The following is a 26,967-nucleotide window of genomic DNA, read 5'->3' on the forward strand; positions in this document are numbered from 1 at the left end:
GCTCGACATGTTGCGTAAGGCAATCAGTTTGGCGACTGCGGTGCTGCTCGGTGCAGCCGTGCTGTCGACCGGCACGGCCCAGGCCGGTACGACGGCCGACAGCAAGCGGGTCGTCGTCTACTACCAGACCCAGTACGTCAACGGCGTCTACGTCTCGCCGAAGGCGCTGACCGACAACAACACCGGCGTCACGAACGTCCTGGTCGGGGCGATCCACCTCGACCCGGACGTCGTGCACCTCAACGACGATCCGCCCGAGGCCGCGAAGTTCACCCAGATGTGGGCCGACCTGCACGCGATGCAGGCGGCCGGCGTCAAGGTCTCGGCCTTCGTCGGCGGCGCGGCGCAAGGAAGCTTCCAGCGGCTCGACACCGACTTCAATACGTACTACCCGAGGCTGAAGAACCTGGTCACGACGTACGGGCTGGACGGTCTCGACCTGGACGTCGAGGAGAGCATGTCGCAGGCCGGCATCAACCGGCTGATCGACCAGCTGACCACCGACTTCGGCACCGGCTTCATCATCACGCTGGCGCCGGTCGCGCCGGCGCTGACCGGTGGCGGCAACCTGTCGGGCTTCAACTACGAGACGCTGGAACGCGATCGCGGCGCCAAGATCGACTGGTACAACGCGCAGTTCTACTGCGGCTGGGGCTCGATGGCCAACACCACCGGCTACGACAACATCATCAACCGCGGCCTGATCCCGGCGTCGAAGGTGGTCGCGGGCGTGGTGACGAACTCGGCCAACTGCGGTGGGTACGTCGCGTTGCCGACGCTGAAGAGCACCCTTGCCGCGCTCGTCGCGAAGTACCCGACCTTCGGCGGTGTCGATGGTTGGGAGTACTTCAACTCCGACCCGGGCGGTACTTCGGCACCGTGGCAATGGGCGCGCGAGATGACGTCGGCGATGGCGGGCGGCACCGGCGGCCCGGCGAACCTGGCCCTCAACAAGCCGGCCACCGGCTCGGCTTCCTGTGCCTCCACCGAGGGCCCCGCCAAGGCCTTCAACGGCAGCGTCTCCGGCGGCAATTCCGACAAGTTCTGCTCCCTGGTCGCGACCAAGTTCCTGCAGGTGGACCTCGGTACTTCACAAGCGCTCGGGTCCGTCGAGATCTCGCACGCCTCGGCCGGCGGCGAGTCCGCCTCCTACAACACCCGAGGCTTCACCCTGCAGACGTCCCCGGACGGCTCCACCTGGACCACTCGGGCCACCGTCACCAACAACACCGCTGGCGTCACCACGCATTCGGTGGCCGGCGTCTCGGCCCGCTACGTCCGCCTCAACATCACCACTCCCACCCAAGGCACCGACCCCGCCGCCCGCATCTACGAAGTGAAGGTCTTCGCCTGATCCAGTGACCAGCAAGCCCGCGCCGAGCCTCCTTTCCCCGGCGCGGGCTTGCTTTTGTGACCTGACGAACATGTTCGTTACGAACATGTTCGTGTATGGTCGAAGACATGAGCAGCGAATCGAAGAGCCGGCGGGAGCGACCTGCCAAGCCGGCATTGACGCGGGACGGGATTGTGGCGACGGCTGTGGAGCTGGTCCGAGCCGAGGGGCTTGGCCGGGTGACCATGCGGCGGTTGGCGCACGAGCTCGACACGGGGGCGGCGTCGCTTTACGTCTACGTGCGCAATACGGCTGAGTTGCATGCCGCAGTACTGGATGAGCTGCTCGGTGTTGTCGATCTGGAGCCGGTGACGGCTGCGGGGGATTGGCGGGAGCGGTTGGAGCAGGTGCTGACGTCGTACGCCGGCGTGCTCTTCGAGTACCCGGGTCTGGCGCAGGCGGCTCTGGTGGCTCGGCCTGCGGGGGAGCACTACCTCGACCTGCTCGAAGGGGTGCTCGCACTGCTCGCAGAGGGTGGGGTGCCGCAAGCGCAGGCAGCCTGGGGCGTGGACATCCTGCTCCACTTCGCCACCTCGTCGGCTGCTGAGCATGCGCCGACCGATCCGCGTCAGGGCCCACCCGAGGCCGACGCCGGGCCGCTGGTGCGGGCACTGCGGGCGTCGGAGAACAGGCCGCACTTGGCGGCTCATGGTGATGACTTGTTGAGCGGTCCTGGTGAGGCGCGGCTCAGCTGGGGATTCCGCGTACTGATCAACGGGGTGCTCGCCACCCCGCGACCCGAAGGAGACTGACATGACCACCCACTACCCGATCGCGATCATCGGCGCGGGACTCGGCGGGCTCACGCTCGCCCGTGTCCTGCACGTCAACGGCATCGAGTCCGCTGTCTTCGACCTGGACGCCTCGGCCACTGCCCGCGGCCAGGGCGGCATGCTCGACATGCATGTCGAGTCCGGCCAAGCAGCACTGCGAGCGGCCGGCCTGTACGACGAGTTCCGCACGCTTGTTCATCAAGGCGGGCAGGCGATGCGCATCCTCGACAGCCAGGGCACCGTCCGGCTTGCCAGCGACGATGACGCCGACGAGGGTGATGCGGGCGATCGCCCCGAGATCAACCGGCGCGACCTGCGAGACCTGCTGCTCGACTCGCTGCCTTCTGAGGCGGTGCATTGGGGCGCGAAGGCGACCGGGGTGCGGGCGCTCGGCGACGGACGACATGAAGTGACGCTTGCCGATGGCAACAGTTTCACCACCGACCTGCTGATCGGTGCGGACGGCGCCTGGTCGCGGGTGCGGCCGCTGGTGTCGGATGCCGTGCCTGTCTACACCGGTTTGTCCTTTGTCGAGTTCAGCCTCGAAGAGGCCGACGAGCGTCATCCGGCGGCTGCCGCACTGGTCGGCCCGGGCATGATGATGGCGCTCGGTGACAGCCGTGGCTTCCTCGCTCACCGCGAGACCGACGGGTCGCTGCACATCTACTCCGCGCTGATGGTCCCGGCCGACTGGTCGACCGCGATCGACTTCACGGACACGGAGAAAGCCAAGCTCACCCTGCTGGAGAACTTCGAAGGCTGGAGCGATGACCTGCGTGCGCTGGTCACTGAGGCGGACACGGAGTTGGTCGGCCGCCCGATCCACGCGCTGCCGATCGGTCATCGCTGGGATCGGGTTCCTGGAGTCACGCTGCTCGGCGACGCTGCTCACGTGATGTCGCCCTTCGCCGGTGAGGGCGCCAACCTCGCGATGCTCGACGGTGCGGAGCTGGCCGAAGCGATCGCCCGCAATGCCGATCAGGAGACGGCGCTGGCGGAGTACGAGGCGGATCTGTTCCCGCGCAGCGAGTCGGCTGCCCAGGGGTCGGCCGACAACCTGGCGATCTCCTTCGCGCCCGACAGTCCGCAGGGCATCCTCGACTTCTTCTCCCAGGTGCGCCCGCACTAGCCTTCCGTGCCGATCGACAGGACGTCCTCGACGCGCGGTAGTGCACTTGAGCGTGGGCGGTCAGCCTGTGTACGGCGTATCGGAGTGCACTACCTGTCGGTCGGCACATCCTCGATCGGGAGGGGGCGGGTGTACTGCGGGCGGGAAGCGGCGGCCGGGTGGACGGCGCCGGTGTACTTCTCGCCGGGGCCCGCGCCGGGCTCGTCGGGGATGGTCGAGGCCTCCTGGAAGGCCAGCTGCAGCGAGCGGAGGCCGTCGCGCAGGGGAGCTGCGTGGTGGTGGCCCAGCGACGGCGCTGCCGCGTCGAGCAGGCCGGCCAGCGAGTCGATCAGGGACCGGGCCTCGTCGAGATCGCGGTGCTCGGGCAGGTCCTCGGCCAGGCCGAGGTGGACCGCGGCGGCGCTCATCAGGTGCAGGGCGGCGGTCGAGATGATCTCCACGCTCGGCACCTCGGCGATGTCCCGCGATACCGTCGACAACGGATCCACCGTGGACTGCTCCTCAGCGGGCGGTTCGGGGGTGGTTGCAGGCGGAGTGGAGACTTGGTCGCTCATGCTGTTACTCTTACATGGCGACCGACCCGGTCCGACGGTGACCCCTGAGCGGAATACTCAAGGACTGCCAACGGTTCGAGTCTAAGCGGAGGGCCACCTCCCACCCAGTCGACGAAGAGTCGGCGGGTCCCGGTCACGTCGAGGTTCCAAGGCTCCGGCCGGGGAATCGCGGCGAATTGTACGGCTCGTCTTCCCGGCAACGGGGTTGCGGAGCCGTCGATCTGGGAATTGGGCCTTCGTGTGGACGCACGAGGGCCTTTTTGCTGTTCCGGCCCCGGTGCGGACACGAGGTGGTACCCAGTAAACGAACAACCCAGGAGGACCCATCACCATTGAACTGCGCGTCAACGAGCGCATCCGCGTTCCTGAGGTGCGCCTGGTCGGACCGAACGGTGAGCAGGTAGGCATCGTCCGGATCGAGGACGCACTTCGGTTGGCACAGGAAGCCGATCTCGACCTGGTCGAGGTTGCGGCCACGGCACGCCCGCCGGTCTGCAAGCTGATGGATTTCGGCAAGTACAAGTACGAGACCGCGCAGAAGGCGCGCGAGTCTCGCCGGAACCAGACCAACACCGTCATCAAAGAGATGAAGCTGCGGCCGAAGATCGACCCGCACGACTACGAGACCAAAAAGGGTCACGTCGTCCGCTTCCTCCGTGCCGGTGACAAGGTCAAGATCACCATCATGTTCCGCGGTCGTGAGCAGTCCCGCCCCGAGCTGGGGTTCCGGCTGCTGCAGCGGCTGGCCGAGGACGTCAGCGAGCTCGGCTTCGTCGAGTCGTCGCCGCGTCAGGACGGCCGGAACATGATCATGGTGCTCGGACCGCACAAGAAGAAGTCCGAGGCGCGCGTGGACGTGGAAGCCGAGAAGGCCAAGAAGCAGGCCGAGCACGAGGCCGAGCTCGAGGCCGAGCGGCTGGAGCGAGCCGAGCAGCTGAAGGCCTACGAGGCCGAGAAGGCCGCCGGCGCCACCAAGAAGCCGAAGGGTCCGGCAGACAACCTCGACCCGGAGTGACACGACGCTCCGGTCGCGAGACCGGAGCCTTCACCCCCGATCGAGTCAACGAAGAAAACCAGGAGTACATAGCCATGCCGAAGATGAAGACCCACTCGGGGATGAAGAAGCGCGTCCGGGTGACCGGTTCGGGCAAGCTGCGTCGCGAGCAGACCGGCAAGCGTCACCTCGCCGAGGCGAAGTCGACCAAGCGCAAGCGCCGCCTGTCGGGCACCGTTGAGGTTGCTTCGTCGCACGTCAAGAAGGCCAAGAAGCTGCTCGGCATCTGAAGTCCTTCCCACCCCGAACACCCCCGCCGGGTGGACCACCTTCTCGGCGCAGATACAAGGAGTAACACCTCATGGCACGCGTGAAGCGGGCAGTCAACGCCCACAAGAAGCGTCGCGTCGTCCTCGAGCAGGCCAGCGGTTACCGCGGCCAGCGCTCGCGGCTGTACCGCAAGGCCAAGGAGCAGGTCACCCACTCGCTCGTCTACGCCTACCGTGACCGCAAGGCGCGCAAGGGTGACTTCCGCAAGCTGTGGATCCAGCGGATCAACGCCGCGGCCCGCGCCGAAGGCCTGACCTACAACCGTCTCATCCAGGGTCTTCGCCTGGCCGAGATCGAGGTCGACCGCAAGATCCTCGCCGACCTGGCCGTCAACGACGCGCCGGCGTTCTCGGCGCTGGTCGCGCTGGCGAAGGCTGCTCTGCCGGCCGACGTCAACGCCAAGAGCGACGCCGCGGCCTGAGCCGCGTCATCCCTCCGATAGCACCCCGAGTGGCGAGCCCAGGTCTGCTGACCGCGCAATCCGTGCGGATCAAACAGGCCCGGAGGCTCGCCACTCGCGCGTTCCGCCGCAAGACCGGCCGCTTCCTGGCCGAAGGACCCCAGGCCGTCCGCGAGGCGCTCGAGCACCGCGAACTGGTGGTCGAGGTGTACGCCGAGCCCGACGTCGCCACCCGCCATCGCGATCTGCGCGATCTCGCCCAGATCGCTGACGTCCCGTGGTACGACGTCAACCGCGCCGCGATCGAGGCGTTGAGCGAGACCGTCACGTCGCAAGGCGTTGTCGCGGTCTGCCAGCTGGTCGACGTACCGCTGTCCGACGCCGTACTGAGCACAGCGCGGCTGGTCGCGGTCGGCGTCCAGGTCCGCGACCCCGGCAACGTCGGCACGCTGATCCGTACGGCGGACGCGGCCGGCGCGGATGCCGTCGTACTGTCGGCCGAGTCGGTCGACCCACACAACCCGAAGGCCGTCCGGGCCAGCGTCGGAAGCCTCTTCCACCTGCCGATCACGGTCGAAGCCGACATCGTCACGGCCGCCAAGTCCTGGCGGGACCAAGGCCTGCAGGTCCTGGCCGCCGACGGCTACGGCTCCTCCGACCTCGATGAGTGCATCGACGACGGCACGCTGGCCAAACCGTCCGTCTGGCTGTTCGGCAACGAGGCGCACGGCCTGCCCGACGGTTTCGACGCCATCGTCGACCGCTCGGTGAAGGTGCCGATCTACGGCCGAGCCGAATCCCTCAACCTGGCGACGGCGGCGGCCGTCTGCCTGTACGCCTCCGCCCGCGCCCAGCGTCGATGACCGGGCTGCCGTTCGGGCTCCCGGGACGGTTCTGGCGGGGGAATCTGCATACCCACTCGAACGTTTCCGACGGAGCGCTGTCGCCGGCCGAGACCGCGCGCGTCTACCGCGACGCCGGCTACGACTTCGTGGCGATCACCGACCACTTCCGGCCGGAGTACGGCTTCCCGGTGACTGACACGCGGATGTTGCGGTCGGAGGGATTCACCACGCTGATCGGCGCCGAGTTGCACGCGCCCCGTACCGAGGCGGGACAGTCCTGGCACATCGTGGCGGTCGGCCTCCCGCTGGATTTCGAGCCGCCGGGGAAGGCGGAGACGGGGCCATCGCTCGCGCGCCGGGCCCGGGCGGCCGGGGCGTTCATCGGGATGGCGCATCCGTCGGCCTCGCTGCTGTCGGCAGCCGACGCCGAGAGCCTGGACGCGGCTCACTCGGTCGAGGTCTACAACGCCCTCGCCGATCGGGAGAACCGTGGCGACAGCTGGCACCTCACGGACGTTCTGCTGAACCGCGGCCACCGACTCACGACGTACGCCGCCGACGACGCGCACCTCCAACCACAGGACCCGCCGCCGTGTCAGGCCTGGGTCCAGGTTCGCGCGGAAGCTCGCGAGCCGGACGCACTCCTGACCGCGCTGAAGGCCGGCCACTTCTACTCCAGCACCGGCCCCGAGCTGTATGACGTACGGATCGAAGGCGATGTGGTCCTGGTCCACTGCTCACCCGCGACGAAGATCCTGCTGAGCGGCGGCCACCCCGGCGCAGAGGTTGCCCAGGGCACCGATCTGACCGACTGCTCGCTCCCACTCGCGCTCTTCCGCGGCAGGCACTGCCGCATCACCATCGAGGATGCCACCGGCGGCCGGGCCTGGACCAACCCGATCTACCTGGGCTAGCCGCCTGCTTCTTCAGGCGACCTACTTCTTCAGGCGGGCGTCGAGGCCGTCGAGCAGGCTGTCGAGGCCGAAGGCGAAGGCTTCGTTCTGCATCATGTCGCCGGCCCGGCGGGCGGCGCCGATCACGTACGACATCACCGCGCCCATCGCGTAGTCGATCTCACGGTCGGCGAATCCGGCGGCGCCGAACAGCACCCGTCCACGCTCGCCGAGTGACATCGCCTTGGGGCCGAGGCTCGGCCGGGTGTAGATGACCTCGGGTAGCCAGGTGTGGTGCATGATCGCCGCGCGGAGGCTGTGGGCGAACAGGATCGCGCCGGGACGCCAGCCGGCCAGCTCGGGTTCCGGCAGGTCGACCTCGCCGTAGACCTCGTCGATGACCAGCTCGATCAGGTCGTCCTTGGTCTGGACGTGCCAGTAGAGGCTGGTCGCGCCTGAGTCGAGCCTGGCCGCGAGCTTGCGCATGCTCAGGCCTTGGAGCCCTTCGGCGTCGAGCAGGGTGACCGCGGCTTGGACGATCTGGGCCCGGCTGAGCGTCTCGCGTGCGGGGGCCGGCCGTTCGCGGGTCCAGATCGAGTCCATGGGGTGATCCTAGCTCGCGCTGGTACGGCGTACGAGTCTGTCGTACAGTGTGCGAGTGACTAGTACAGCGTTCGAGTCAACCGCTCCGGGACACCCGCGCCGCTGGTGGATCCTGCTGATTCTCTGCCTGAGCCTGATGGTTCTGGTGGTCGACAACACCGTGCTCAACCTGGCGATCCCGTCGCTGATGCGCGATCTGGGCGCGACGCCGGCCGACATCCAATGGGTGATCGACGCCTACATCCTGGCGTTCGCCGGGCTGCTGCTGACGGCCGGAAGCCTGTCCGACCGGTTCGGGCGGCGGAAATTGCTCCTGGTCGGTCTGGTGCTCTTCGGGGCGGCGTCGCTACTCGCTACTTTTGCCGGGAGTCCCTGGCAGTTGATCGCTTGCCGCGGGCTGATGGGCGTCGGGGGATCGCTGCTGATGCCGAGCACGTTGTCGCTGCTGTTCACCGTGTTCCCGCCGGAGGAGCAGCGGAAGGCGATGGCCGGCTGGTCGGCGGTCGCGATGCTCGGGGTGGTGGCCGGGCCGACCGTTGGCGGCGTACTGCTGAACCATTTCTGGTGGGGTTCGATCTTCTGGCTGAACGTGCCGATCGCGGTGGTCGCGATCGTGGGGACGCTGGCCTTCGTTCCTGAGTCGCGCGGTCCGGCGCGGGCCGTGGATCCGGTCGGTGCTTTGCTCTCGATCGTCGGGATGGGCGCTGTGGTTTGGGCGATCATCTCGATTCCTTCGGCTGGGTTCGGTTCTGCCCGGGTGCTGGGTGGGTTGTCGGCAGGGGTCGTGGGGCTGCTCGGTTTTGCCTTGTGGGAGAAGCGGAGTGCGCATCCGATGGTGCCGCTGGGGCTCTTCCGGGATCGCAACTTCAGTGGGACGAGCTTCTCGATCGTGCTGCTGTCGTTCACCGCGGGTGGGTTGCTGCTGGCGTTGACGCAGTACCTGCAGTTCGTACTCGGGTACAGCCCGCTGAAGGCCGGGTTGGCGCTGATTCCGTACGCCGTGGCCGCGACGGTGTTCAACGGGTTGGGGGCCACGCTGGGCAAGAAGCTGGCTGACCGGACGCTGATCGTGATCGGGCTCGCGGTGATCGCGGTGAGCTTCGGGATCCTGACGCAGATCAGCGCTTCGACGGGGTACGGGTTGCTGATCGTGGGACTGCTGGTGATGGGGGTCGGCGGCGGGCTGGCCGGGCCGGCGGCGTACACGCTGCTCATGCAGGCGGTACCGGCGGAGCATCGTGGCGTCGGGTCGGCGATGAACGACACCGTGCAGCAGACGGGGGCGGCGTTGTCAGTCGCCGTACTGGGGAGTGTGCTGGCGGCGGCGTACACAGCAGCCCTCCCAGACTCGATCCCTGCCACCGCTCGAAGCTCCATCGCCGAAACCTTCGCACTCGGCCCAGGCTTCGCTTCGGCCGCCCGCACTGCCTTCACCGACGCGATGTCCATCGCCATGACGGTTGGGTTGGTGGGCGCCGCTGCTGGTGCCGTGGTGGCTCTGGTCGTGCTGCCTCGCCGGCGTACCGACCCGGTGCAGATTGACGCGGAGGAGCAAGGCGTGTCAGCGTAGGCCGCAGCGCGCGCCAGGGCGCCTCTTCTCCGCGGCAAGCACCGAGTGCACCTGGGATCATGTGGTTGTGAGCGATGGCCGACGAACCCTTCGGGACGGCCTGGTTCAGCGGAGCAGGCTGCCCGGAAGGATCAGTCGATGACCACCGAACTGCCCGCCAAGGCGAGCCTGAGCCAGCTCCGCACCCGCGCGAAGGACCTCCGCAAGGCCGTCGCCAAGGCCCGCCCGGACGCGATCGCCCGAGTCCGGGCGCACCACCCGGAGTACCGGGGAAACGCAGTCGACCCGGGCACCTTCACCTTGCGCGACGCCCAGCTCACCATCGCCCGCGAACACGGCATGCCCAGCTGGCCCGAACTGATGGAGAAGGTCGCCTCCGAACTGGTCGAAGGCCGCGAACTCCACCGCTACTTCGGCGTAGAACTCAACAACGAGACCTGGGACCTGATGGACCAGATCGACGAAACCAGCCCCCTGGCCGACCAGGAGCGCCTCCTCTACGGCGCGTACGCCGCCTGCCTGCACTGGCTGGAAGCCGGCAACGAGGCCAACCACGCCCGAGGCGAGTACATGATCGCAAGAGCAGCCCTCCGCATAGGCCGCGCCGCCCTAGGCCTGGAACACGCCCAACGCTGCCTCTCCCTGGTCCTGGCCCACCCCACCTTGATGGCCGACTGGGACGAACCCTTCGCCCGAGAAGCCCTAGCCCGTTCCCTAGCCGCCACCGGCTCATTCGAAGCCGCCCGACTCGAACTGGCCCGCGCCACCGACCTGACCGCCCAAGTAGCCAACCCAGGCGACCAGGAAGTCCTACACCGAGAACGCGCCAAAGGACCCTGGTTCGGCCTCCACCAGTAATTCCCGAGGCTGCGGGGGAGTGGTTGTGGACGACCGATTCACGCTCGGGGGCTTGGGGTTCCTAGACTGCTTTGAGCAGTTTCAGGTATCAGCTACCCCGGGAAGAGAGCCATGTCCGGTCCGAACCAGAATTATGACCCCGTCGAGGTCACACCCTTGCATGCCGACGAGGTCGAACGGACGCGCGATGAGGCTCTGGACGCCTTCGCGAAGGCGGGGGATCTGAGCGCGCTGCAGGAGGCGAAGGTCGCTCACCTCGGCGAGCGGTCGCCGATCGCGCTGGCCAACCGGGAGATCGGTGCGCTGCCGCCGCAGGGGCGCAAGGAGGCCGGGCAGCGGATCGGGTCGGCTCGGAAGGCGATCAACGACGCGTTCGCGGGCCGGCTCGCCGTACTGGAGGCTGAGCACGAGGAGCGGATGCTCGCCACCGAGCGCGTCGACGTGACGCTGCCGTGGCACAGCCCGGAGCTCGGCGCGCGGCACCCGCTGAGCCTGATCTCCGAGCAGGTCGCGGACGTGTTCACCGCGCTCGGCTGGGACGTCGCCGAGGGACCCGAGGTCGAGGCCGAGTGGCTGAACTTCGACGCGCTGAACTTCCAGCCCGACCACCCGGCCCGGCAGATGCAGGACACGTTCTTCATCGACCCGCCCGGTTCCGGCACGGTACTTCGTACGCACACCTCGCCCGTCCAGGCGCGATCCATGCTCACCCGCAAGCCGCCGATCTACGTGATCTGCCCCGGCCGGGTGTTCCGCACCGACGAGCTCGACGCGACCCACACGCCGGTCTTCTACCAGGTCGAGGGCCTGGTCGTGGACGAAGGCATCACGCTCGCGCACCTCAAGGGCACCCTCGACCACTTCGTCGTCTCGATGTTCGGCGAGGGGCTCGAAGCGCGCCTGCGGCCGAACTTCTTCCCGTTCACCGAGCCGTCGGCCGAGGTCGACCTCAAGTGCTTCGTCTGCCGCGGCGCGTCGGTCGGCAACCCCGACCGCCCGTGCCGGACGTGTGGCAGCGAGGGCTGGATCGAGTGGGGCGGCTGCGGTGTCGTGAACCCGCGCGTGCTGCAGGCCTGCGGGATCGACACCGACCGGTACTCCGGATTCGCGTTCGGAATGGGGCTGGAGCGGACGTTGATGTTCCGCAACGGCGTCGAGGACATGCGGGACATGGTCGAGGGTGATGTGCGGTTCAGCCGCCAGTTCGGGATGGAGATCTGATGCGGGTCCCACTGTCATGGCTTCGTGAGTACGTCGAGCTGCCGGCCGGCGTCACCGGTCGCGACGTCGGCGAGAAGCTGGTCCGGGCCGGCCTCGAGGTGGAGACCGTCGACGAGGCGGGCGGCGGCCTGACCGGTCCGCTCGTCGTCGGCAAGGTGCTCAGCTACGAGCCGGAACCGCAGAAGAACGGCAAGACCGTCCGCTGGTGCTCGCTCGACATCGGCAACGACGAGCCGCAATGGGTCGTCTGCGGCGCGAGCAACTTCGAGGTCGGCGACCTGGTCGTCGTCGTACTCCCGGGTGCCGTGCTGCCGGGCGGGTTCGCGATCTCCGCGCGCAAGACCTATGGGCACGTGTCCAGCGGGATGATCTGCTCGTCGTCGGAGCTCGGTCTGGGCGACGACGGCACGGGCGGCATCGTCGTACTGGAGCCGGGCGAGGCCGAGGTCGGTACCGACGCGATCGAGCTGCTCGGCCTGCGCGACGACGTGCTCGACATCGCGGTCACCCCGGACCGCGGGTACTGCCTGTCGATCCGTGGAGTCGCGCGCGAGGCAGCCACGGCGTACGGCGTTGAGCTGACGGACCCGGCCGCGCTGACCGTCACCGGCACGCAATCCGGGGGCTACCCGGTGCGGGTCGACGACGCTGAGGCCTGCAGCGTCTTCGTGACGCGCACGGTCACCGGTATCGACCCGACGGCACCGTCGCCGCGCTGGCTGCAGCAGCGGCTCGTCATGTCGGGCATGCGCCCGATCTCGATCGGCGTCGACGTCACCAACTACGTGATGCTCGAGCTGGGTCAGCCGATCCACGGCTACGACAAGGCCCGGCTGACCGGCGAGATCGTCGTACGCCGGGCAGCGGCCGGCGAGAAGCTGATGACGCTCGACGATCAGACCCGCGAGCTGGACGCCGAGGACCTGCTGATCACCGACGACTCCGGCCCGATCGGTATCGCCGGCGTGATGGGTGGCGCGTCCACCGAGATCTCCGCGTCGACCACCGACGTCGTGATCGAGGCGGCGCACTTCGACCCGATCGTGATCGCCCGCTCGTCGCGCCGCCACAAACTCTCCTCCGAGGCCTCCCGCCGCTTCGAGCGCGAGGTCGACCCGCAGCTTCCCCGGTACGCAGCCCAACGCGTCGCCGACCTGCTGGCCGAGCTTGCCGGCGGCACCATCCAGCCCGACGAAACCGTCATCGACACCCACCTGCTGCCCAAGCGCGTGACGATCCGCGCCGACCACGCGGCCCGGGTCGCCGGCGCACCGATCTCGCTGGAGGAGACGATCCGCCACCTCCGCGCGGTGGGCTGCGAAGTTGTCGAAGGCAACGAAAGCGGCACGGCCGGCACCGCCGCTGGGGCGAGCATGCTCGCCGAGGCGGTCGCGCTGAGCGGCGCCCCCCTCGCCATCGGCGACGCAAGCACCGCCGAAGCAAACGCAGGCGCCGCGACAACCGGTGCGGGCACCGGCGGGTCGTTGCTCATGCTGACGCCGCCGTCGTGGCGGCCGGATCTGCGGGACCCCAACGACTACGCCGAAGAGGTCATTCGGCTGTTCGGGTTCGACAACGTTCCGTCCGTACTGCCGAAGGCGCCGGGCGGCAAGGGGCTGACCGCCTCGCAGCAGCGTCGGCGGCGGATCGCTACTGCGCTGGTTGGGGCGGGGCTGACCGAGGTTGTGTCCTACCCGTTCACGGGCGACGCAGACTTCGATGCGATGGGGCTGCCTGCTGACGACGTCCGGCGTACGACGGTGAAGTTGGCCAACCCGATCTCGGACGAAGAGCCGTCGATGCAGACGATGTTGCTGCCGACCCTGCTCCGGACGGCCGAGCGCAACGTCGGTCGCGGTGCTACTGATCTGGCGATCTTCCAGACCGGGCTGGTGTTCCTGCCCCGGCCGGAATCGAAGCCCGCGCCGCTGCCGTCTGTCGCGCAGCGTCCCAGCGATGCGGAGATCCAGGCGCTGTACGACGCGCTGCCGAGTCAGCCGCTCCACCTCGGCGTCGTGCTGACCGGTTTGCGCACGCCGACCGGTTGGTGGGGCAAGGGCCGGCCCGCGAGCTGGGCGGACGCGGTACAGGTTGCTCGGTCGGTTGCCGCTGTCGTCGGTGTCGAGCCGGTACTGCGGAACGTCGAGCTGGCGCCGTGGCATCCGGGTCGGTGTGCCGAGGTGTCGGTCGGTGGCAAGGTCATCGGTCATGCCGGTGAGCTGCACCCGAAGGTGTGTCAGGCGTTCGGGCTGCCGGCCCGGTCCGGTGCGGTCGAGTTGGATCTCGACGCTTTGATGGCCGCGGCTCCGGCGTCGGTGACGGCGCACCCGTTCTCGTCGTACCCGGTCGCGAAGGAAGACGTCGCGCTGATCGTCGGGGCCGAGGTCGCCGCGGCGGACGTCGAGGCGGCGCTGGTCGAAGGTGCGGGGGAGCTGCTGGAGTCGATCCGGCTCTTCGACCTCTACACCGGCGAGCAGATCGGCGAAGGCAAGAAGTCGCTCGCCTTCGCCCTCCGCTTCCGCGCCCACGACCGAACCCTCACCGAAACCGAAGTAAGCGCCGCCCGCCAAGCAGCCGTCCAGGTGACCGTCGACCGCTTCGGCGCGGTCCAGCGAGTCGGCTGACCCCCCGATGCCCCCGGCCGCGCAGTCCATCGGCGACTCCACCGCGCTGTCTTCCGCCGTCCCAGCGGAGGACAGGGCGGACGGAAAGGCGAATGTCGCACGAGGTCTGCGCGCGGGTGGTGCACGATGAGCGGGCATCCGCGGGTTGCGGTGGCGGCGCCCAACAAGGCTGCTGCTGATGCGGGTGTGCGGTTGGCTGCCGAGGGTGGCAATGCGGTTGATGCTGCTATCGCCGCGACCTTGGTGACGATGGTCAATGAGATCGGGGTGGTGTCGCCGGCCTCGGGTGGGTTTGTCACCTTGCAGGTGAAGGGTGGCGACGCGGTCACGATCGACGGCTGGGTGGAGATGCCTGGGCGTGGGTTGCCGGAGCACAAGTTCGGCCAGGGGGTTTGGGACATCACCACGGAGTACGGCGGTGGTACGACGACCACTGTCGGGCATGGGTCCGTGGCGACGCCGGGTGGGATGAAGGCGCTGGCGCTTGCGCACGAGCGGTCTGGGAAGGCGCCTTGGAGTGAGGTGGTCCGGCCGGCGATCGAGGTCGCGCGCAACGGGTTCTCGCTCAGCCGGACCTCCGGGTACTACCTCGGGTACACCCACGAGATCATCTTCGGCTGGCATCAACCGAGCCACGGCGTCGTGCATGACGACGACGGCGTGGTGATCAAGGCGGGCAGTACCGTCGTGATCCCCGAGCTGGCCGAGGCGCTCGAGCTGATCGCCAGCGAAGGCGCGGAGACGCTTTACACCGGCGCGCTCGCGGAGCTGCTGGTCCGCGACATGGCCGACAACGACGGCATCCTGACGGCGGCGGACCTCGCGGCGTACGAGGCGATCGTCCGCCCGGCCCTGATGATCCGCCAGAACGGCTGGCGGCTGGCGACCAACCCACCACCGGCCGTCGGCGGAGTCGCGGCGGCCGCGATCCTCGCGCTGCTCGACGGAGTACCGGGCCAGGGTGCTTGGAATCCAGCCGAGCTCGAGCGGCTGATCGAGGTACAGCATGCGGTGCTCGGTCGCCGGCTGGCCGAGCTCGACGAGGAAGACGTTCGCCAGCTCGAAGGCCAGAAGCTGCTCGACCTCGCGAACGCCGGTGATCTGCGGGCGATCAGCTCACCCAGTACTGCGACAGTCTCCGTGGTCGACGACGAGGGCGACGCCTGCGCGATCACCGTCTCGTCCGGCTACGGCTCCGGCGTGATGACCCCCGGTACCGGCATCTGGCTCAACAACGCCCTCGGCGAACAAGAACTCGTGCACGGCGGCCCCCACAGCCTCGCCCCCGGCACCCGGCTCACCTCCAACATGGCCCCGAGCGTCGCCCGCCGAGACAGCGATGGCGCCGTCCTGGCGATCAGCTCACCCGGCTCCGACCGGATCCCGACCGCGATCGCCCAGGTCTATGCGCTCTACACCCACGGCGGCCTGTCGCTCGAAGAGGCAGTCGAGTACCCCCGCCTGCACGTCCGCGTCCGCGAAGACATCGTCGTCGACTACGAGGACGACCTCGCCGTCTCCGGCTTCGCCACAAACCTCCCCACCCGCCCGATGCCACCCCACTCCATGTACTTCGGCGGCGTAGCCGCAGCCTTCTGGGACCCCACCGAAGGCCTCCTCGCAGTAGGCGACCCCCGCCGCACCGGCGCCACCGCCGTCTCCCCACCCAGCTGACCGGCCGCCTCGCCCCGCCTACCGCTCGTCCTCACGTCGGCTCGCCCCCACCACCCGGGGAGTGATGGGTGCGGACCGCCAGCCCATCAATCGCCAGCCCAAGTCGAGTCCAGGGAGCGGCACGAGCGTGTGCTGAGGACAACGATGGGCCAACCGGGGCGGATTGATGGGCTGGGCGTCGGCCTCGCGCCCGGTGCGAGGCGGACGGGGATGGGTGGCCGCGGGGTGTGACCTGCTAGTTTCGGCCCCTGTACTTTCCACCCGGCCGCCCGATCCGCCCGAACGGGGCTCAGCCAGATCAGTCGTGGAGGACCACCGGACATGCCGGATCCCGAACTCTCCGTCGTCGTGCCGATGTACGACGAGGAAGAGGTGCTGCCGATCTTCTTCGAGCGGATGCGCCCCCTGCTGGACGGCCTCGGTATCAGCTACGAGGTGCTCGTCGTCGACGACGGCAGCCGGGACGCGACCGCCTCGATGCTGCTCGAAGCGGCGGTCGACTGGCATCAGCTCCGAGTCGTCCGGCTGCTCCGCAACTCCGGCCACCAGGCCGCCCAGTCGGCCGGGTTCCGTCGCGCCAGGGGGAAGTACCTGGTCACCATCGACGCCGATCTGCAGGATCCGCCCGAGGTGATCGCCGAGCTGCTCGCGACGGCCCGGGACAAGGACGTCGACGTCGTGTACGGCGTGCGCTCCGACCGTTCGAGCGACTCGTGGCCGAAGCGGACGACGGCGCGGATGTATTACCGGCTGATGTGTCGCCTGGTGGGCAAGGACATTCCGTTCGACGCGGCGGACTTCCGGCTCGTCTCGCGGCGGGTGATCGACGCGGTCAACTCGCTGCCCGAGGACGGCCGGGTCTTCCGGTTGGTGATCCCGTGGCTCGGCTTTCCGAGTGCGGAGGTCCCGTATGTCCGGGCGGAGCGGGCGGCGGGCGTGACGAAGTACAACTGGTCGAAGATGTTCCGGCTGGCGTTCGACAGCGTGACCGCGTTCTCGGCGGCGCCACTGCGGCTGGCGACATGGTTCGGGTTGCTCGGCGGTGTGCTGTCCGGGATGTTCGCGGTCGGCGCGCTGGTGATCAAGCTGTCCGGCAACAGCGTTCCCGGTTGGACGTCGACCGTGCTCGCCGTCAGCGTCATCGGCGCCATCCAGCTGCTGTGCCTCGGGCTGCTGGGGGAGTACGTCGCCCGCCTGTTCCAGTCGAGCCAGCGGCGCCCACAGTTCCTTGTCGGCTACGACAGCCTCGAAGACCCCGGCCACGAGACCATCGACAAGCCACTGGATGAGGTCTCTGCTAGATGACGCGTTTCCTGCCGCGGCTGGCGCCGTGGCTGATTCCGTATGTCGTCACGGTTCTCGCGCTGATCTCCCTCGACGTCCCGGTCATGCCGATCGCGAAGTACAGCCTGTACTTCGCTCTGGCGGTCGCGTTGCCGGGGATCCTGATCCTGCGCGCGCTCTGGCGGAGTACGGGCAACTGGGCGGAGGACTTCGGACTCGGGTCAGCCGTCGGAGCGACGTACCAGCTGGCCGGCTGGGCGATCTTCACCGCGCTGGGCTGGCAACGCGTGCTGATGATCTGGCCGGCGCTCGTGCTCGTCGCCTTCGCCGCCGTGCCGCGGCTCAGGAAGTACTGGCGGATCCACGACCCCAAGCCGCTGCCGTTGCTGTGGACGTGGGGGATGGTGATCGCCTCGACCGTACTGCTCGGCGGGGCAGTGCTCGGGGCGATGAAGTACCACCCGGCGCCGCCGGACGGCACGTCGTACTACCAAGACCTGCTGTACCACCTGTCGATGCTGAACGAGCTGACTCGCTCCGTACCGCCGCAGCTGCCGCAGGTGTCGGGGGAGTCGCTGGAGTACCACTGGTTCGCCAATGCCGACATGGCGGCGGCGGTGGACATCACCAAGCTCTCACCGATCATCGTGCTCTACCGGTTGTGGTTGCTGCCGCAACTGCTCGTCGCGCTGCTGGTGTGCGCCACGCTGGCCAGGACGGTCAGTCGCGCGTGGTGGACCGGCGTACTGGCCGCTGTCGCGCTGGCCGGCCCGCAACTGTTCCTCTTCATCGACACCGCTGTAAATCTGTCGCCGCCGCTCAGCCTGCTCAGCCCGTCCCAAACCTTCGGCATGGTCGCCGGTACCGCGGCAGCCGTCTTCCTGATCCACCTGCTCTTCAAAGGCGAATCCAGCAAGGGCCTGTGGTTACTGGCCTTCACCGTCGCGGTAGTCGGCGGCGGCTCCAAACCAACCACTCTGCCGATCCTGGTAGGCGCGGTAGGCCTCCCCGCCCTCTTCCTCCTGATCCGCGACCGCCGCCTACCACCCCGCTTCCTAGCCGCCGGTTCCCTACTGGTCGCCGCCGCCATCGGCACGATGGTCACCGTCGCCGGCAGCACCAGCGGCTCAGGACTCCAGTTCCTCGCAGTCCTGAAAACCCAAGGCGGCTACGCAGCAGCCACCCGCGACACCACCCCCGCAGGCGAAGGCGGCCTCATCCTCCCCGCCCTAACCTCCGGCCACCTACTCTCCATCGCCGGCGTACTAGTCCTGTGCGCCCTCCTACTAACAGGCCAACTCCTAGCCGCCACCGGCTACGCCCTCCTGGCTAACCGCACCCTCCGCCTAGACCCCATCGCCTGGTTCTTGCTCGGAGCCCTGATCGCAGGCTGGGCCGGCTTCCTCCTCGTAGACCACCCCTCAATCTCCGAGGCCTACTTCGTCCACTCCGCAGTCCCCTTCAGCCTCGCAGCCACAGGCTGGCTAGCCGCAACCATCACCAGGTCATGTGCACCGGCGGGGCGGCGCCGGGTGCTCCTGTGGATTGCCGTGGCCGGGGTGCTTCTTGGTGCACTCTTCGCCTTCATTCTCCTCACCACCGACGCCCTGCCCAGCGGCTCGCAGCTGCGCCGGGTCGCGCTTGTCGCCCGGCCGCTGCTTGTTGTGGTCGCAGTTACCGCCGCGTTGATGTTTGTGTGGTTGTTGCTGGTGAAGCGGGTGCCGCGGGTGGCTGGGCTCGGTGGGTTGTTGGTGCTGCTGACGTTGTTGGTGGTGCCGTCGGCGCGGACCTTCGAGCAGAATCTGCATTTGAACGGCGGGAAGCAGGCGCAGACGTTTACGTCGGCTACCTGGTGGGTCTATCCGGACGAGGAAGCCGCCGCGCTCTGGCTGGCGAAGAACTCCAAGACGACGGATGTTGTCGTCAGCAACACCTGGTGTCGCCCGGCGGGCAAGCAAGGGCCGGGGTGTGATGCGCGTGGGTACATCGTCAGCGGGATCGCCGGGCGCCGGACGTTCCTCGAAGGCTGGGGCTACACGTCGCAAGCGATGGCCCACCACGGTGACGGTGGGCTGCGGTACAACCAGCAGCCGTCGCCCTGGCCGGACCGCGTCGAGCTGACGAATCAGGCGATCTACGAGCCGACTGCCGACGTACTGCGCAAGCTGCGCGACCAGTACCACGTGCGCTGGGTGTACGCCGATCTGTTCGGCGGACCCGTGTCGCCGGACCTCGGCAAGCTTGCGGTACTCCGACACTCCTGGCAGCACGTCCGGATCTACGAACTCACTGGCTGATCCCGCGTAACATCGGACTGGCGTAGCGCGTTAGCTCTACGCTGGCCCGCTCGCCCCGAGGCCGACGCATGCGGAAACGTGAGTGCTCGGGAGGGCGTGGGTATGACGAGGACCGGCCACCGGCCCGCCATCCGCCGATCGCCGGCACACCGGCGCCTGCCGGTCGTCCTCACCGGCGTCTCGCTCAGTCTTGCTGTCGTCGCAACGACCGCGCTGAGTCCAGCCGCGGCGTACCAGGTGCCGACGGCCCCCTTTGCCCAGGGCAACACGGCGACCGCGACGATGCCCGGGTCCGGGCTCACCCAGTCGATCACCGTCACCGGCCAGACCGAGTTGCTCGACGCAACCACCGCGGGCGTCCGTGGCAGTACCGCCAAGACGTACGAACCGGTCATCGCGCGCACGACACCCGCCCAGGACATCCTCGTCAACACCGGCACCTGCGCCGCGATCGGCACCTGCAGCAGCCGCGGCACCCTCACGGTCACCTTCTCGCAGCCCGTCCGCGACCCGATCCTCCACCTCGCCGGCCTCGGCGGCGCGGCCACCGAGACCACCAACGGCCGGACCAGCGGCCAGTCCGAGCTGCACTCGGTCCTCAGACTCACGACCGCCGGTCTCAGCCTGACAAAGGTCGGGCAAGGCAACAACCTCGCCGTCAGCAGCGACACGATCACCGCGCTCAACCCCGACGCAGGCCCGAACTGCATCAACACCGACACCGGCGAAGGCCCCGACGCGGCCGCCACCGCCGCCTGCGGTTCGGTCAAGGTCAACGGCGTCGCCAAGTCGATCACCTTCGACCTCACCGCCGTCTTCACCAAGAACGCCAAGCTCCCCGCGTTCAACACACCGTCCTCCGCCGACGCGTTCTCGATCGTCGCCTCCACCGGTGAGGACTTCGGCGACGCGCCCACCTCGTACGGCGCAGCCTGGTCGGTCCTCACCGACCTCCGCCTCGGCGACGACGCGACCGAAGACAATGCGGCAACCGCCAACGGCACCGCCGGCCCGAAAACCCAAGACCAGGCCGACGACGGCACAACCCTCAAACCGCTGGCAACCACAGCCAAGGACTACGCCGCCACAGTCGCCCTCACCGGAGCAAGCAGGCCCGGCAAGGTCTGCGGCTGGCTGGACCTCGACAAGGACGGAAAGTTCGACCCCACCGAGCGAGCCTGCGCCACCTTCACCCCAGGCCAGAGCGCCGTGACCCTGACCTGGTCAGCCTTCGACAAACCAACCGCCGGTACTACGTACGTCCGCATCCGCACGGGCTACACAACAACCCAGGTCGAGAAGCCCACCGGCCCCGCCGACAGCGGCGAGGTAGAGGACTACTCCCTGGCGATCGCGCCCCCACCCCCACCGATCGCACTGGACGACACCGCGACCACGCCCTACAACGAGGACCTCACCACCGACGTCCTGAGCAACGACCGCCCCGGAGACCCGGCCAGCCCCCTCAAACCCGGCTCGCTCTGCCTCGAAGAAGCAGGCAAGTGCGGCGTCATGATCAACGTCGTGGCCCAAGGCAAGTACGTCGCCAAGCCCGACGGCACCATCGCCTTCGAGCCCGTCCCCGGTTTCGTCGGCCAAGGCAAACCGGTCACCTACCGAATCGCCGACACCAACGGCACCACCGCCACCGCAAAACTGACCGTCACAGTCGCGCTCCCCGCGAAGCCGGTAGCCGTCCCCGACAAAGCCACCACCCAGCAGAACGTCAGCATCCCCTTGGCCCCGCTGGCCAACGACCGCCCCGCACCAGGCGTCACCCTCGACCCCAGTTCGGTGGTCCTGCGCGACCCGGCCGATGCAGCCTTCACCACAGCAGCCGCCGACACCTTCAAGAAGAAGGTGATCGTCCCCGGCGAAGGCACGTACGTCGTGAAGCCCAACGGCACCGTCGACTTCCTGCCGCTGCCCCAGTTCACCGGCGTCGCGACGACCCTCGGCTACCGGGTCACCGACAGCACCGGCCAGGTCGCCGAGTCGACGATCGCGGTCACCGTCACCCCGATCACCCCGAAGGCGCTCGGCGACTCGGTCACCACCCCCTTCGACACCAACGTCGTGATCCCGGTCCTCGACAACGACCTGCCCGGCTCACCCGAGGCCCCGCTCAACCCACAGACCCTCAAGCTGGTCGATCCGGCGGGCAAACTCGTCGACCAGGTCACGGTGCCGAACCAGGGCGCCTACACGGTGTCCGACGGCAAGGTCGCCTTCGAGTCCGCCCAGGGTTTCCAGGGCGTCACGACCCCGCTGACCTACCAAGTGCTCGACAAGAACGGCACCCCCGCCCGCGCCCAGCTCACGGTCTCGGTCGACGCACCCGGCCCGCCCGTCGCCAACCCCGACCAGGCCGTACTTCTCCAAGGCGGCTCGATCTTCGTCCCGGTCCTCGGCAACGACAAGCCCGGCCCGACCGGCTCAGCGCTCGTACCGGGCACTGTCCGCCTGATCCCGCCGACTCCGGCCACGATCACCGCAACCCGGTCGACCCCTTCCAAGCCGCCAGCCCCCGCCACCCCGCTGCCGATGCCGACAGCAACAGCCGCCGGCGACCCGGCCACCAGCATCGTCGTCGCCGGCCAGGGCAAGTACACGGTCAAGCCGGACGGCCGAGTGCTGTTCGAATCGGTCCCCAGCTTCAGTGGCCACGCCACCCCGATCACCTACCAGGTGGCCGACGGCAACGGCGCGATCGGCAAGGCGACGCTGACCCTCGAGATCACCAAGGTCCAGCCGGACGCGACGGACGACACCGCCAGTACGGCGTACGACCAGAACGTGACCGTGGATGTGCTCGCGAACGACAGCGCCGGCGACCCCGCCGTGCCGCTGGTGCCGAGCAGCGTGAGGCTGATCGACCCGATGACGCACCAACCGAAGACCACCGTCGTCGTCGACGGCGAGGCGACCTTCAAGGTGGTGGCCGACGGCGACGTGCAGTTCGACCCGCTGCCGACGTACACCGGCGTCGCGACCGCGCTCACCTACACCGTCTCGGACGTCAACGGCACCCTCGCGACGGCCACGATCACGGTCACCGTCGCCAAACCGCCGCCACCGACCGCGAAGCCGGACACCGCGACCACCAAGCAGGACGACCCGGTCACCATCGACCCGCTCGCCAACGACGAGTCCGGGCAAGGCACCGGCCTCGACCCGCTGAGCGTCGTACTGATCGACCCGGCCGACGGCTCGCTGAAGAAGGTCGTCACGGTCGCTGACCAGGGCACCTACCACGTGAATCCCGACGGCACGGTCGGCTTCGATCCGCTCCCGGCCTTCACCGGTACGGCGACCACGCTGACGTACCGGGTGTCGGACTGGTTCGATCAGGCGACTCGCTCGACGATCACGATCGCTGTGACGCCGATCGTCCCCAAGGCCGAGGACGACACCGCGACCACGCCGTACGGCGTCACGGCGACGGTCAAGGTGCTCGCCAACGACAAGCCCGGCGACCTGAGCGCGCCGCTCGTCGTCGGCAGCCTGCAACTCAAAGATCCGGCGGACGGACTGTTCAAGCCGACGGTGACGGTCAAGGAAGAAGGCGTCTACACCGCGCGAGCCGGCGTCGTCGTGTTCGAGCCGGTCGCCGGATTCAGCGGACCCGGTACTGCGCTGACGTACCAAGTCGCCGACGACAACGGGACCACCACCCAAGCAACCGTGTGGATCACCGTCGGCCTCCCGCCCGTCGCCCAACCCGACAGCGCCTCCACCCTTCAGAACGTCACCGTCACGATCGACGTGCTCGCCAACGACGAACCCGGCACGGGCGCCAAGCTCGACCCGGGCTCGGTGGTCATCGCCTCGCCAGAACTGCCCGCGACGAAGCCGGCCGTCTTCACGAAGAAGCTGACCGTCCCCGGCCAGGGCACCTACGAGGTACAGAAGAGCGGCGCGGTCCAGTTCGACCCCGACCCGGCCTTCGACGGACACACCAGCTTCGTCCAGTACAAGGTCACCGACTCGCAGCACAACACGGCGTCGTCGACGCTCGGGGTCGAGGTCACCGGCATCCAGCCGTTCACCGTCGACGACTCGGCGATCACCCCGTTCAACCAGCCGATCACGCTGAACGTGCTGACCAACGACAAGCCCGGCGACCCGAGCGCCCCGCTGGTGCCCAAGAGTCTGTTGCTGCAGGACCCGGCCGACCCGACGAAGTACCAGCAGACTGTCACCCAAGCCGGCGAGGGCACCTACACCGCCAAGCCCGACGGCTCGATCACGTTCGCGCCGGTCAAGGACTTCCAGGGCCTGACCACGCCCGCGACCTACCGGGTCAGCGACACCAACGGCACCCCGGCCGACGGACTGCTCTTCATCACCGTCGGCAAGGGACCACAGGCCAAACCAGACACCGGTACCACGAAGCAGAACGTCGACACCCAACTCGACCCACTGGCCAACGACCAGCCTGGCACCCAGGCCGAACTCGAGAAGACGTCGGTCCAGCTCTACGACGGCAAGGCCTGGACCAAGACCGCGACGATCAGCGGCCAGGGCACGTACAAGGTCGACCCGGTCACCGGCAAGCTCTCCTTCGACCCGGTGCCGGCCTTCAGCGGCCCGAGTTCGATCGCGTACCAAGTAGCGGACACAGCCAAGAACAAGGCGATGTCGACGGTCACCGTCACGGTCGACCCGATCACCCCCGATCCGGCGAACGATACGGCCGCGACCGCCTTCGACACCCCGATCACCGTGCCCGTACTGACCAACGACAAGCCCGGCGACCCCACCGCACCTCTCGTCCCGGCCAGCGTCCGGCTGATCGACTTCGCGACCGGCGACCCGGTGACGAGCCTGCGCGTCGAAGGCCAAGGCACCTACACGGTCCAGCCGGACGGCGGCATCCGCCTGCTGCCCCGGGGCGGTTGGGTCGGGCAGACGACGCCGGTGACGTACCAGGTCAGCGACGAGAACGGCAGCGCCGGTACTGCGACCCTCACCGTGACCGTCGGCGCGAAGCCGGTGGCCCTGCCCGATGTGGCGAAGACCAAGCAGCACGTCGCGGTCACCTTCGACCCGCTGGCCAACGACAAGCCCGGCGCCGGCGCGACCCTCGATCCGGCCACGCTGCTCCTGGTCGATGCCTCGGGCAACCTTGTCGACAAGGTGACGATCCCTGCGCAAGGCACCTACGCGGTGGCCGGTGGCAAGGTGACGTTCACTCCGATCAAGACCTTTGTGGGCAGCGCGCGGCCGGCGGCGTACGAGGTGAAGGACAGCGACCGCAACGCGGCCCGCTCGACGGTCTCGGTGACGGTGCTGCCGGTCCGGCCGGTCGCGGTCGACGACAGCGCGACTACGCAGTACGGACAAGGGGTCAGCGTGCCGGTGCTCGGCAATGACAAGGCCGGCGATCCGTCGGCGCCCCTGGTCGTCTCATCGGTCGTGCTGCGCGACCCGGCGGACGGCAAGGACAAGACTTCGGTGACGATCCCGGACGAGGGCGGCTTCACCGCCCGGCCGGACGGCACCGTCGGATACACCCCGGTGAAGGGCTTCGCCGGTACCACCAGATCGCTCACCTATCGGGTGACCGATGCGAACGGGACGTCGGACACGGCACGCCTGGAGATCACCGTGGGTGCTCCCAGCGCGTCGAAGGCCATCCCGGACAGCGGTACCGGCAGCCCTGGCAACCCGGTGGTCGTCAACCCCCTCCTGAACGACGCTGCGACTCAGGGCGCGGCCTGGGACCCGGGCAGTGTCTGCCTGGCCACCGGGCCGGCCACCTGTGGGAAGCGGGTGGTCGTACCGGACGTCGGCAAGTGGACGGTCGGTACCGACGGGACGATCAGGCTCGTTCCGGAGCGGGGCTTCATCGGTACGGCGAAGCAGTCGTACCGGGTCACTGACACGGATGGCGTGACAGTGGACTCGCAGGTGAAGGTGACCATCGGGGCTCAGCTTGCCGCGCAGGCCGGCCTGGACAGGACCGCACTACCGGACACCGGTGGCCCGTCGGTCCTGCTCCTCACGCTGGCCCTGTTGCTGGTCGGCATGGGTATCACCTTGCTGGGCATAGCCCGCCGGGGCCGCCAAAAATAGTGGGGAACCGCCGGGTCCCGTCACTGGGAGGCGGGGCCCGGCATCGCCGCTAGAGATCGGTGACCAGCATCAGTTCGTCGCGGTAGTCGTCAGCGGCGACCCGTACTGCGCGGGGGTGGCTGCCGACGACCCGGTAGCCGAGCTTGCCGTAGAACTCCTCCAGGCTGTTCCCGTCGCGGATGGTCAGCTGCAACTGCTCCAGCCCGAGCTCTACCGCGGACTGCCGCAGCCCGTTCATCAGCAGGGAGCCGGCGCCACCGCCCTGGTACTTCGGGTGCACCATGACTCGCAGCACGGTGCGCCAGTGGAGGTTGAGGGCGCTGTCCTTGCCGACGAGCAGTCCCATGCCGACGTACCGGTCGCCGTTGTGCAGGACGCCGAGCAGGTCCTTGCCCGCGGCAACTCGTTCGAGCGCGAGGTCGAGCGTCTCGGCGACCAGGTGCACCGGCGCCGGCGCGGTGAACCCGACGCTGCCGCCCGCGTCGGTGGCGGCGATCCAGGTATCCAGCAGATCGGCGCGCAGCTCCGGGTCCGAAACGGCCTCGGGGTCGATCACTCTGTACTCCACCGCTGCCTCCTAAATGCGACTGACTTGCAGAAGCCTAACTGGCAGAATCGCTGAGGTGTCCACTCAAGTCATCGTTTTGAACGGCGGGTCCAGCTCGGGAAAGACCGGAATCGCGCGCTGCCTGAAGGCCGTCCTGCCGCAGCCATGGATCAGCCTCGGCGTCGACGACCTGGTCGACGCGCTGCCGCCCGGGCTGCTCGACTCCGGCTCGGGGATCGCCTTCGGTGACCACGGCGAGGTGGAGGTAGGTGCCGGCTTCCGCGAGCTGGAAGCCGCCTGGATGACCGGCATCGCCGCAATGGCCCGAGCCGGCGCCCGAATCATCCTCGACGACGTCTTCCTGAGCGGCGCCGCCTCCCAGGCCCGAGTGCGCTCACAGCTCGACGGCCTCGAAGTCCTCTGGGTAGGAGTCCACTGCGCCCCCGAAATCGCCGCCGGCCGCGAGATCGCCCGAGGCGACCGCACCGGCGGGATGGCGGAGCTGCAGGCGATCTCCGTCCACGAAGGCGTCGTCTACGACCTCGAGGTCGACACCGGCGCCGCCGAATCCCTCGCCTGCGCCCGCACCATCGCCACCCACCTCCGCTAACCGGACCCCCCTGCCCCGGGCCCGAGTGGGGAGGAAAATACCCCGGAACTGGGGTACAGCCCTCCCCGGTCCCGGACAAGATCCTCCCCAAGCCGGTCAGGGTGCGCTCGACCGGCTCAGTCAGGCAGTTCGCTGAGGCGGGGGACGTGGGTGAGTTTGTCGGGGTTGCGGACGACGTAGATCTGGCTGATCCGGCCGGTTTCGTCGAAGTCGAAGAAGCCGGCGCTGTCGACCTCGTCGCCGTCGTAGAAGACGAACGCGCTCTCGCCGTTGAGCTCCATCAGCCGCAC

20 protein-coding genes and 1 tRNA gene are annotated in these 26,967 nt (G+C 68.5%); 17 read left to right on the top strand and 4 right to left on the bottom strand.

Annotated elements, in window-relative coordinates:
- Nucleotides 1-7: 7 nt before the first annotated feature.
- The 3 genes from ABD768_RS20725 (at nt 8) to ABD768_RS20735 (ending at nt 3,295) form a co-directional block, all read left to right on the top strand.
- Nucleotides 8-1,354, top strand: a complete 1,347-nt coding sequence (locus tag ABD768_RS20725) for a galactose-binding domain-containing protein (RefSeq protein ID WP_344842944.1) — start codon at nt 8-10, stop codon at nt 1,352-1,354.
- A gap of 107 nt (nt 1,355-1,461) precedes the next feature.
- Nucleotides 1,462-2,145, top strand: a complete 684-nt coding sequence (locus ABD768_RS20730; protein ID WP_344842947.1) for a TetR/AcrR family transcriptional regulator — start codon at nt 1,462-1,464, stop codon at nt 2,143-2,145.
- Between the two features lies 1 nt (nt 2,146).
- A complete protein-coding gene (locus tag ABD768_RS20735; RefSeq protein ID WP_344842950.1) occupies nt 2,147-3,295 on the top strand; it encodes an FAD-dependent oxidoreductase in 1,149 nt (382 codons plus the stop codon).
- Between the two features lie 89 nt (nt 3,296-3,384).
- On the opposite strand, the gene ABD768_RS20740 is transcribed toward ABD768_RS20735, so the two are convergent.
- On the bottom strand, nt 3,385-3,849 hold the full coding sequence (locus tag ABD768_RS20740; RefSeq protein WP_344842953.1) for a DUF1844 domain-containing protein: 465 nt from the start codon (nt 3,847-3,849) through the stop codon (nt 3,385-3,387).
- A 325-nt stretch (nt 3,850-4,174) separates the two neighbouring features.
- Between ABD768_RS20740 and infC the strand changes: the two genes are divergently transcribed.
- The 5 genes from infC to ABD768_RS20765 all read left to right on the top strand — a co-directional run bounded on the left by infC (nt 4,175) and on the right by ABD768_RS20765 (nt 7,332).
- On the top strand, nt 4,175-4,864 hold the full coding sequence (gene infC, locus ABD768_RS20745; RefSeq protein ID WP_343964881.1) for a translation initiation factor IF-3: 690 nt from the start codon (nt 4,175-4,177) through the stop codon (nt 4,862-4,864).
- Between the two features lie 74 nt (nt 4,865-4,938).
- The gene (gene rpmI, locus ABD768_RS20750; protein ID WP_328327140.1) at nt 4,939-5,133 is read left to right on the top strand and encodes a 50S ribosomal protein L35; all 195 of its coding nucleotides are present in this window, start codon (nt 4,939-4,941) and stop codon (nt 5,131-5,133) included.
- A 71-nt stretch (nt 5,134-5,204) separates the two neighbouring features.
- Nucleotides 5,205-5,594 (top strand): 50S ribosomal protein L20, encoded by a 390-nt coding sequence (gene rplT, locus ABD768_RS20755; protein ID WP_328327138.1) that lies wholly within the window; start codon nt 5,205-5,207, stop codon nt 5,592-5,594.
- 29 nt (nt 5,595-5,623) lie between these two features.
- Nucleotides 5,624-6,436, top strand: a complete 813-nt coding sequence (locus ABD768_RS20760; RefSeq protein WP_343964825.1) for a TrmH family RNA methyltransferase — start codon at nt 5,624-5,626, stop codon at nt 6,434-6,436.
- Nucleotides 6,433-7,332 (top strand): CehA/McbA family metallohydrolase, encoded by a 900-nt coding sequence (locus ABD768_RS20765; protein ID WP_344842957.1) that lies wholly within the window; start codon nt 6,433-6,435, stop codon nt 7,330-7,332. The genes ABD768_RS20760 and ABD768_RS20765 overlap by 4 nt, the downstream gene beginning before the upstream one ends.
- A gap of 21 nt (nt 7,333-7,353) precedes the next feature.
- Here ABD768_RS20765 and ABD768_RS20770 read toward each other — a convergent pair whose 3' ends face one another.
- Nucleotides 7,354-7,914 carry a TetR/AcrR family transcriptional regulator C-terminal domain-containing protein gene (locus ABD768_RS20770; RefSeq protein ID WP_344842960.1) on the bottom strand — a complete coding sequence of 187 codons (561 nt, stop codon included), beginning with the start codon at nt 7,912-7,914 and terminating at the stop codon, nt 7,354-7,356.
- A gap of 55 nt (nt 7,915-7,969) precedes the next feature.
- Here ABD768_RS20770 and ABD768_RS20775 point away from each other — a divergent pair, with 55 nt between their 5' ends.
- The 8 genes from ABD768_RS20775 to ABD768_RS20810 all read left to right on the top strand — a co-directional run bounded on the left by ABD768_RS20775 (nt 7,970) and on the right by ABD768_RS20810 (nt 25,520).
- The gene (locus tag ABD768_RS20775; RefSeq protein WP_343964831.1) at nt 7,970-9,484 is read left to right on the top strand and encodes an MFS transporter; all 1,515 of its coding nucleotides are present in this window, start codon (nt 7,970-7,972) and stop codon (nt 9,482-9,484) included.
- A gap of 138 nt (nt 9,485-9,622) precedes the next feature.
- A complete protein-coding gene (locus tag ABD768_RS20780; protein WP_344842964.1) occupies nt 9,623-10,342 on the top strand; it encodes a hypothetical protein in 720 nt (239 codons plus the stop codon).
- Between the two features lie 111 nt (nt 10,343-10,453).
- Nucleotides 10,454-11,563 (top strand): phenylalanine--tRNA ligase subunit alpha, encoded by a 1,110-nt coding sequence (gene pheS, locus ABD768_RS20785; RefSeq protein WP_343964835.1) that lies wholly within the window; start codon nt 10,454-10,456, stop codon nt 11,561-11,563.
- Complete coding sequence (pheT, locus tag ABD768_RS20790) at nt 11,563-14,187, top strand: phenylalanine--tRNA ligase subunit beta (RefSeq protein WP_344842966.1); 2,625 nt, start codon at nt 11,563-11,565, stop codon at nt 14,185-14,187. Before pheS ends, pheT begins: the two co-directional genes overlap by 1 nt.
- 126 nt (nt 14,188-14,313) lie before the next feature.
- On the top strand, nt 14,314-15,861 hold the full coding sequence (locus ABD768_RS20795; RefSeq protein ID WP_344842969.1) for a gamma-glutamyltransferase: 1,548 nt from the start codon (nt 14,314-14,316) through the stop codon (nt 15,859-15,861).
- 321 nt (nt 15,862-16,182) lie between these two features.
- Nucleotides 16,183-17,166: a glycosyltransferase family 2 protein gene (locus ABD768_RS20800; RefSeq protein ID WP_344842972.1), complete on the top strand. Its 984-nt coding sequence runs from the start codon at nt 16,183-16,185 to the stop codon at nt 17,164-17,166.
- Nucleotides 17,163-19,442 carry a DUF2339 domain-containing protein gene (locus ABD768_RS20805; RefSeq protein WP_344842975.1) on the top strand — a complete coding sequence of 760 codons (2,280 nt, stop codon included), beginning with the start codon at nt 17,163-17,165 and terminating at the stop codon, nt 19,440-19,442. The genes ABD768_RS20800 and ABD768_RS20805 overlap by 4 nt, the downstream gene beginning before the upstream one ends.
- Nucleotides 19,443-19,544: 102 nt before the next feature.
- Entirely contained in the window at nt 19,545-25,520 is a 5,976-nt protein-coding gene (locus ABD768_RS20810) for an Ig-like domain-containing protein (RefSeq protein WP_344842978.1), read from the top strand.
- A gap of 49 nt (nt 25,521-25,569) precedes the next feature.
- Here ABD768_RS20810 and ABD768_RS20815 read toward each other — a convergent pair whose 3' ends face one another.
- Nucleotides 25,570-26,088: a GNAT family N-acetyltransferase gene (locus ABD768_RS20815; protein ID WP_343964847.1), complete on the bottom strand. Its 519-nt coding sequence runs from the start codon at nt 26,086-26,088 to the stop codon at nt 25,570-25,572.
- Between the two features lie 55 nt (nt 26,089-26,143).
- Between ABD768_RS20815 and cpt the strand changes: the two genes are divergently transcribed.
- On the top strand, nt 26,144-26,677 hold the full coding sequence (gene cpt / locus ABD768_RS20820; protein ID WP_344842981.1) for a chloramphenicol phosphotransferase CPT: 534 nt from the start codon (nt 26,144-26,146) through the stop codon (nt 26,675-26,677).
- Nucleotides 26,678-26,860: 183 nt separating this feature from the next.
- On the opposite strand, the gene ABD768_RS20825 is transcribed toward cpt, so the two are convergent.
- Nucleotides 26,861-26,963: transfer RNA gene (locus ABD768_RS20825), tRNA-OTHER, on the bottom strand.
- Between the last annotated feature and the right edge of the window lie 4 nt (nt 26,964-26,967).

It is taken from the genome of Kribbella ginsengisoli, from assembly GCF_039537185.1.
Taxonomy (GTDB): domain Bacteria; phylum Actinomycetota; class Actinomycetes; order Propionibacteriales; family Kribbellaceae; genus Kribbella; species Kribbella koreensis.

Coding starts and splice junctions, on each gene's coding strand:
- ABD768_RS20725 (WP_344842944.1), top strand. CDS start 8: ATGTTGCGTAAGGCAATCAGTTTGGCGACTGCGGTGCTGCTCGGTGCA.
- ABD768_RS20730 (WP_344842947.1), top strand. CDS start 1,462: ATGAGCAGCGAATCGAAGAGCCGGCGGGAGCGACCTGCCAAGCCGGCA.
- ABD768_RS20735 (WP_344842950.1), top strand. CDS start 2,147: ATGACCACCCACTACCCGATCGCGATCATCGGCGCGGGACTCGGCGGG.
- ABD768_RS20740 (WP_344842953.1), bottom strand. CDS start 3,849: ATGAGCGACCAAGTCTCCACTCCGCCTGCAACCACCCCCGAACCGCCC.
- rpmI (WP_328327140.1), top strand. CDS start 4,939: ATGCCGAAGATGAAGACCCACTCGGGGATGAAGAAGCGCGTCCGGGTG.
- rplT (WP_328327138.1), top strand. CDS start 5,205: ATGGCACGCGTGAAGCGGGCAGTCAACGCCCACAAGAAGCGTCGCGTC.
- ABD768_RS20765 (WP_344842957.1), top strand. CDS start 6,433: ATGACCGGGCTGCCGTTCGGGCTCCCGGGACGGTTCTGGCGGGGGAAT.
- ABD768_RS20770 (WP_344842960.1), bottom strand. CDS start 7,914: ATGGACTCGATCTGGACCCGCGAACGGCCGGCCCCCGCACGCGAGACG.
- ABD768_RS20780 (WP_344842964.1), top strand. CDS start 9,623: ATGACCACCGAACTGCCCGCCAAGGCGAGCCTGAGCCAGCTCCGCACC.
- pheS (WP_343964835.1), top strand. CDS start 10,454: ATGTCCGGTCCGAACCAGAATTATGACCCCGTCGAGGTCACACCCTTG.
- pheT (WP_344842966.1), top strand. CDS start 11,563: ATGCGGGTCCCACTGTCATGGCTTCGTGAGTACGTCGAGCTGCCGGCC.
- ABD768_RS20795 (WP_344842969.1), top strand. CDS start 14,314: ATGAGCGGGCATCCGCGGGTTGCGGTGGCGGCGCCCAACAAGGCTGCT.
- ABD768_RS20800 (WP_344842972.1), top strand. CDS start 16,183: ATGCCGGATCCCGAACTCTCCGTCGTCGTGCCGATGTACGACGAGGAA.
- ABD768_RS20805 (WP_344842975.1), top strand. CDS start 17,163: ATGACGCGTTTCCTGCCGCGGCTGGCGCCGTGGCTGATTCCGTATGTC.
- ABD768_RS20810 (WP_344842978.1), top strand. CDS start 19,545: ATGACGAGGACCGGCCACCGGCCCGCCATCCGCCGATCGCCGGCACAC.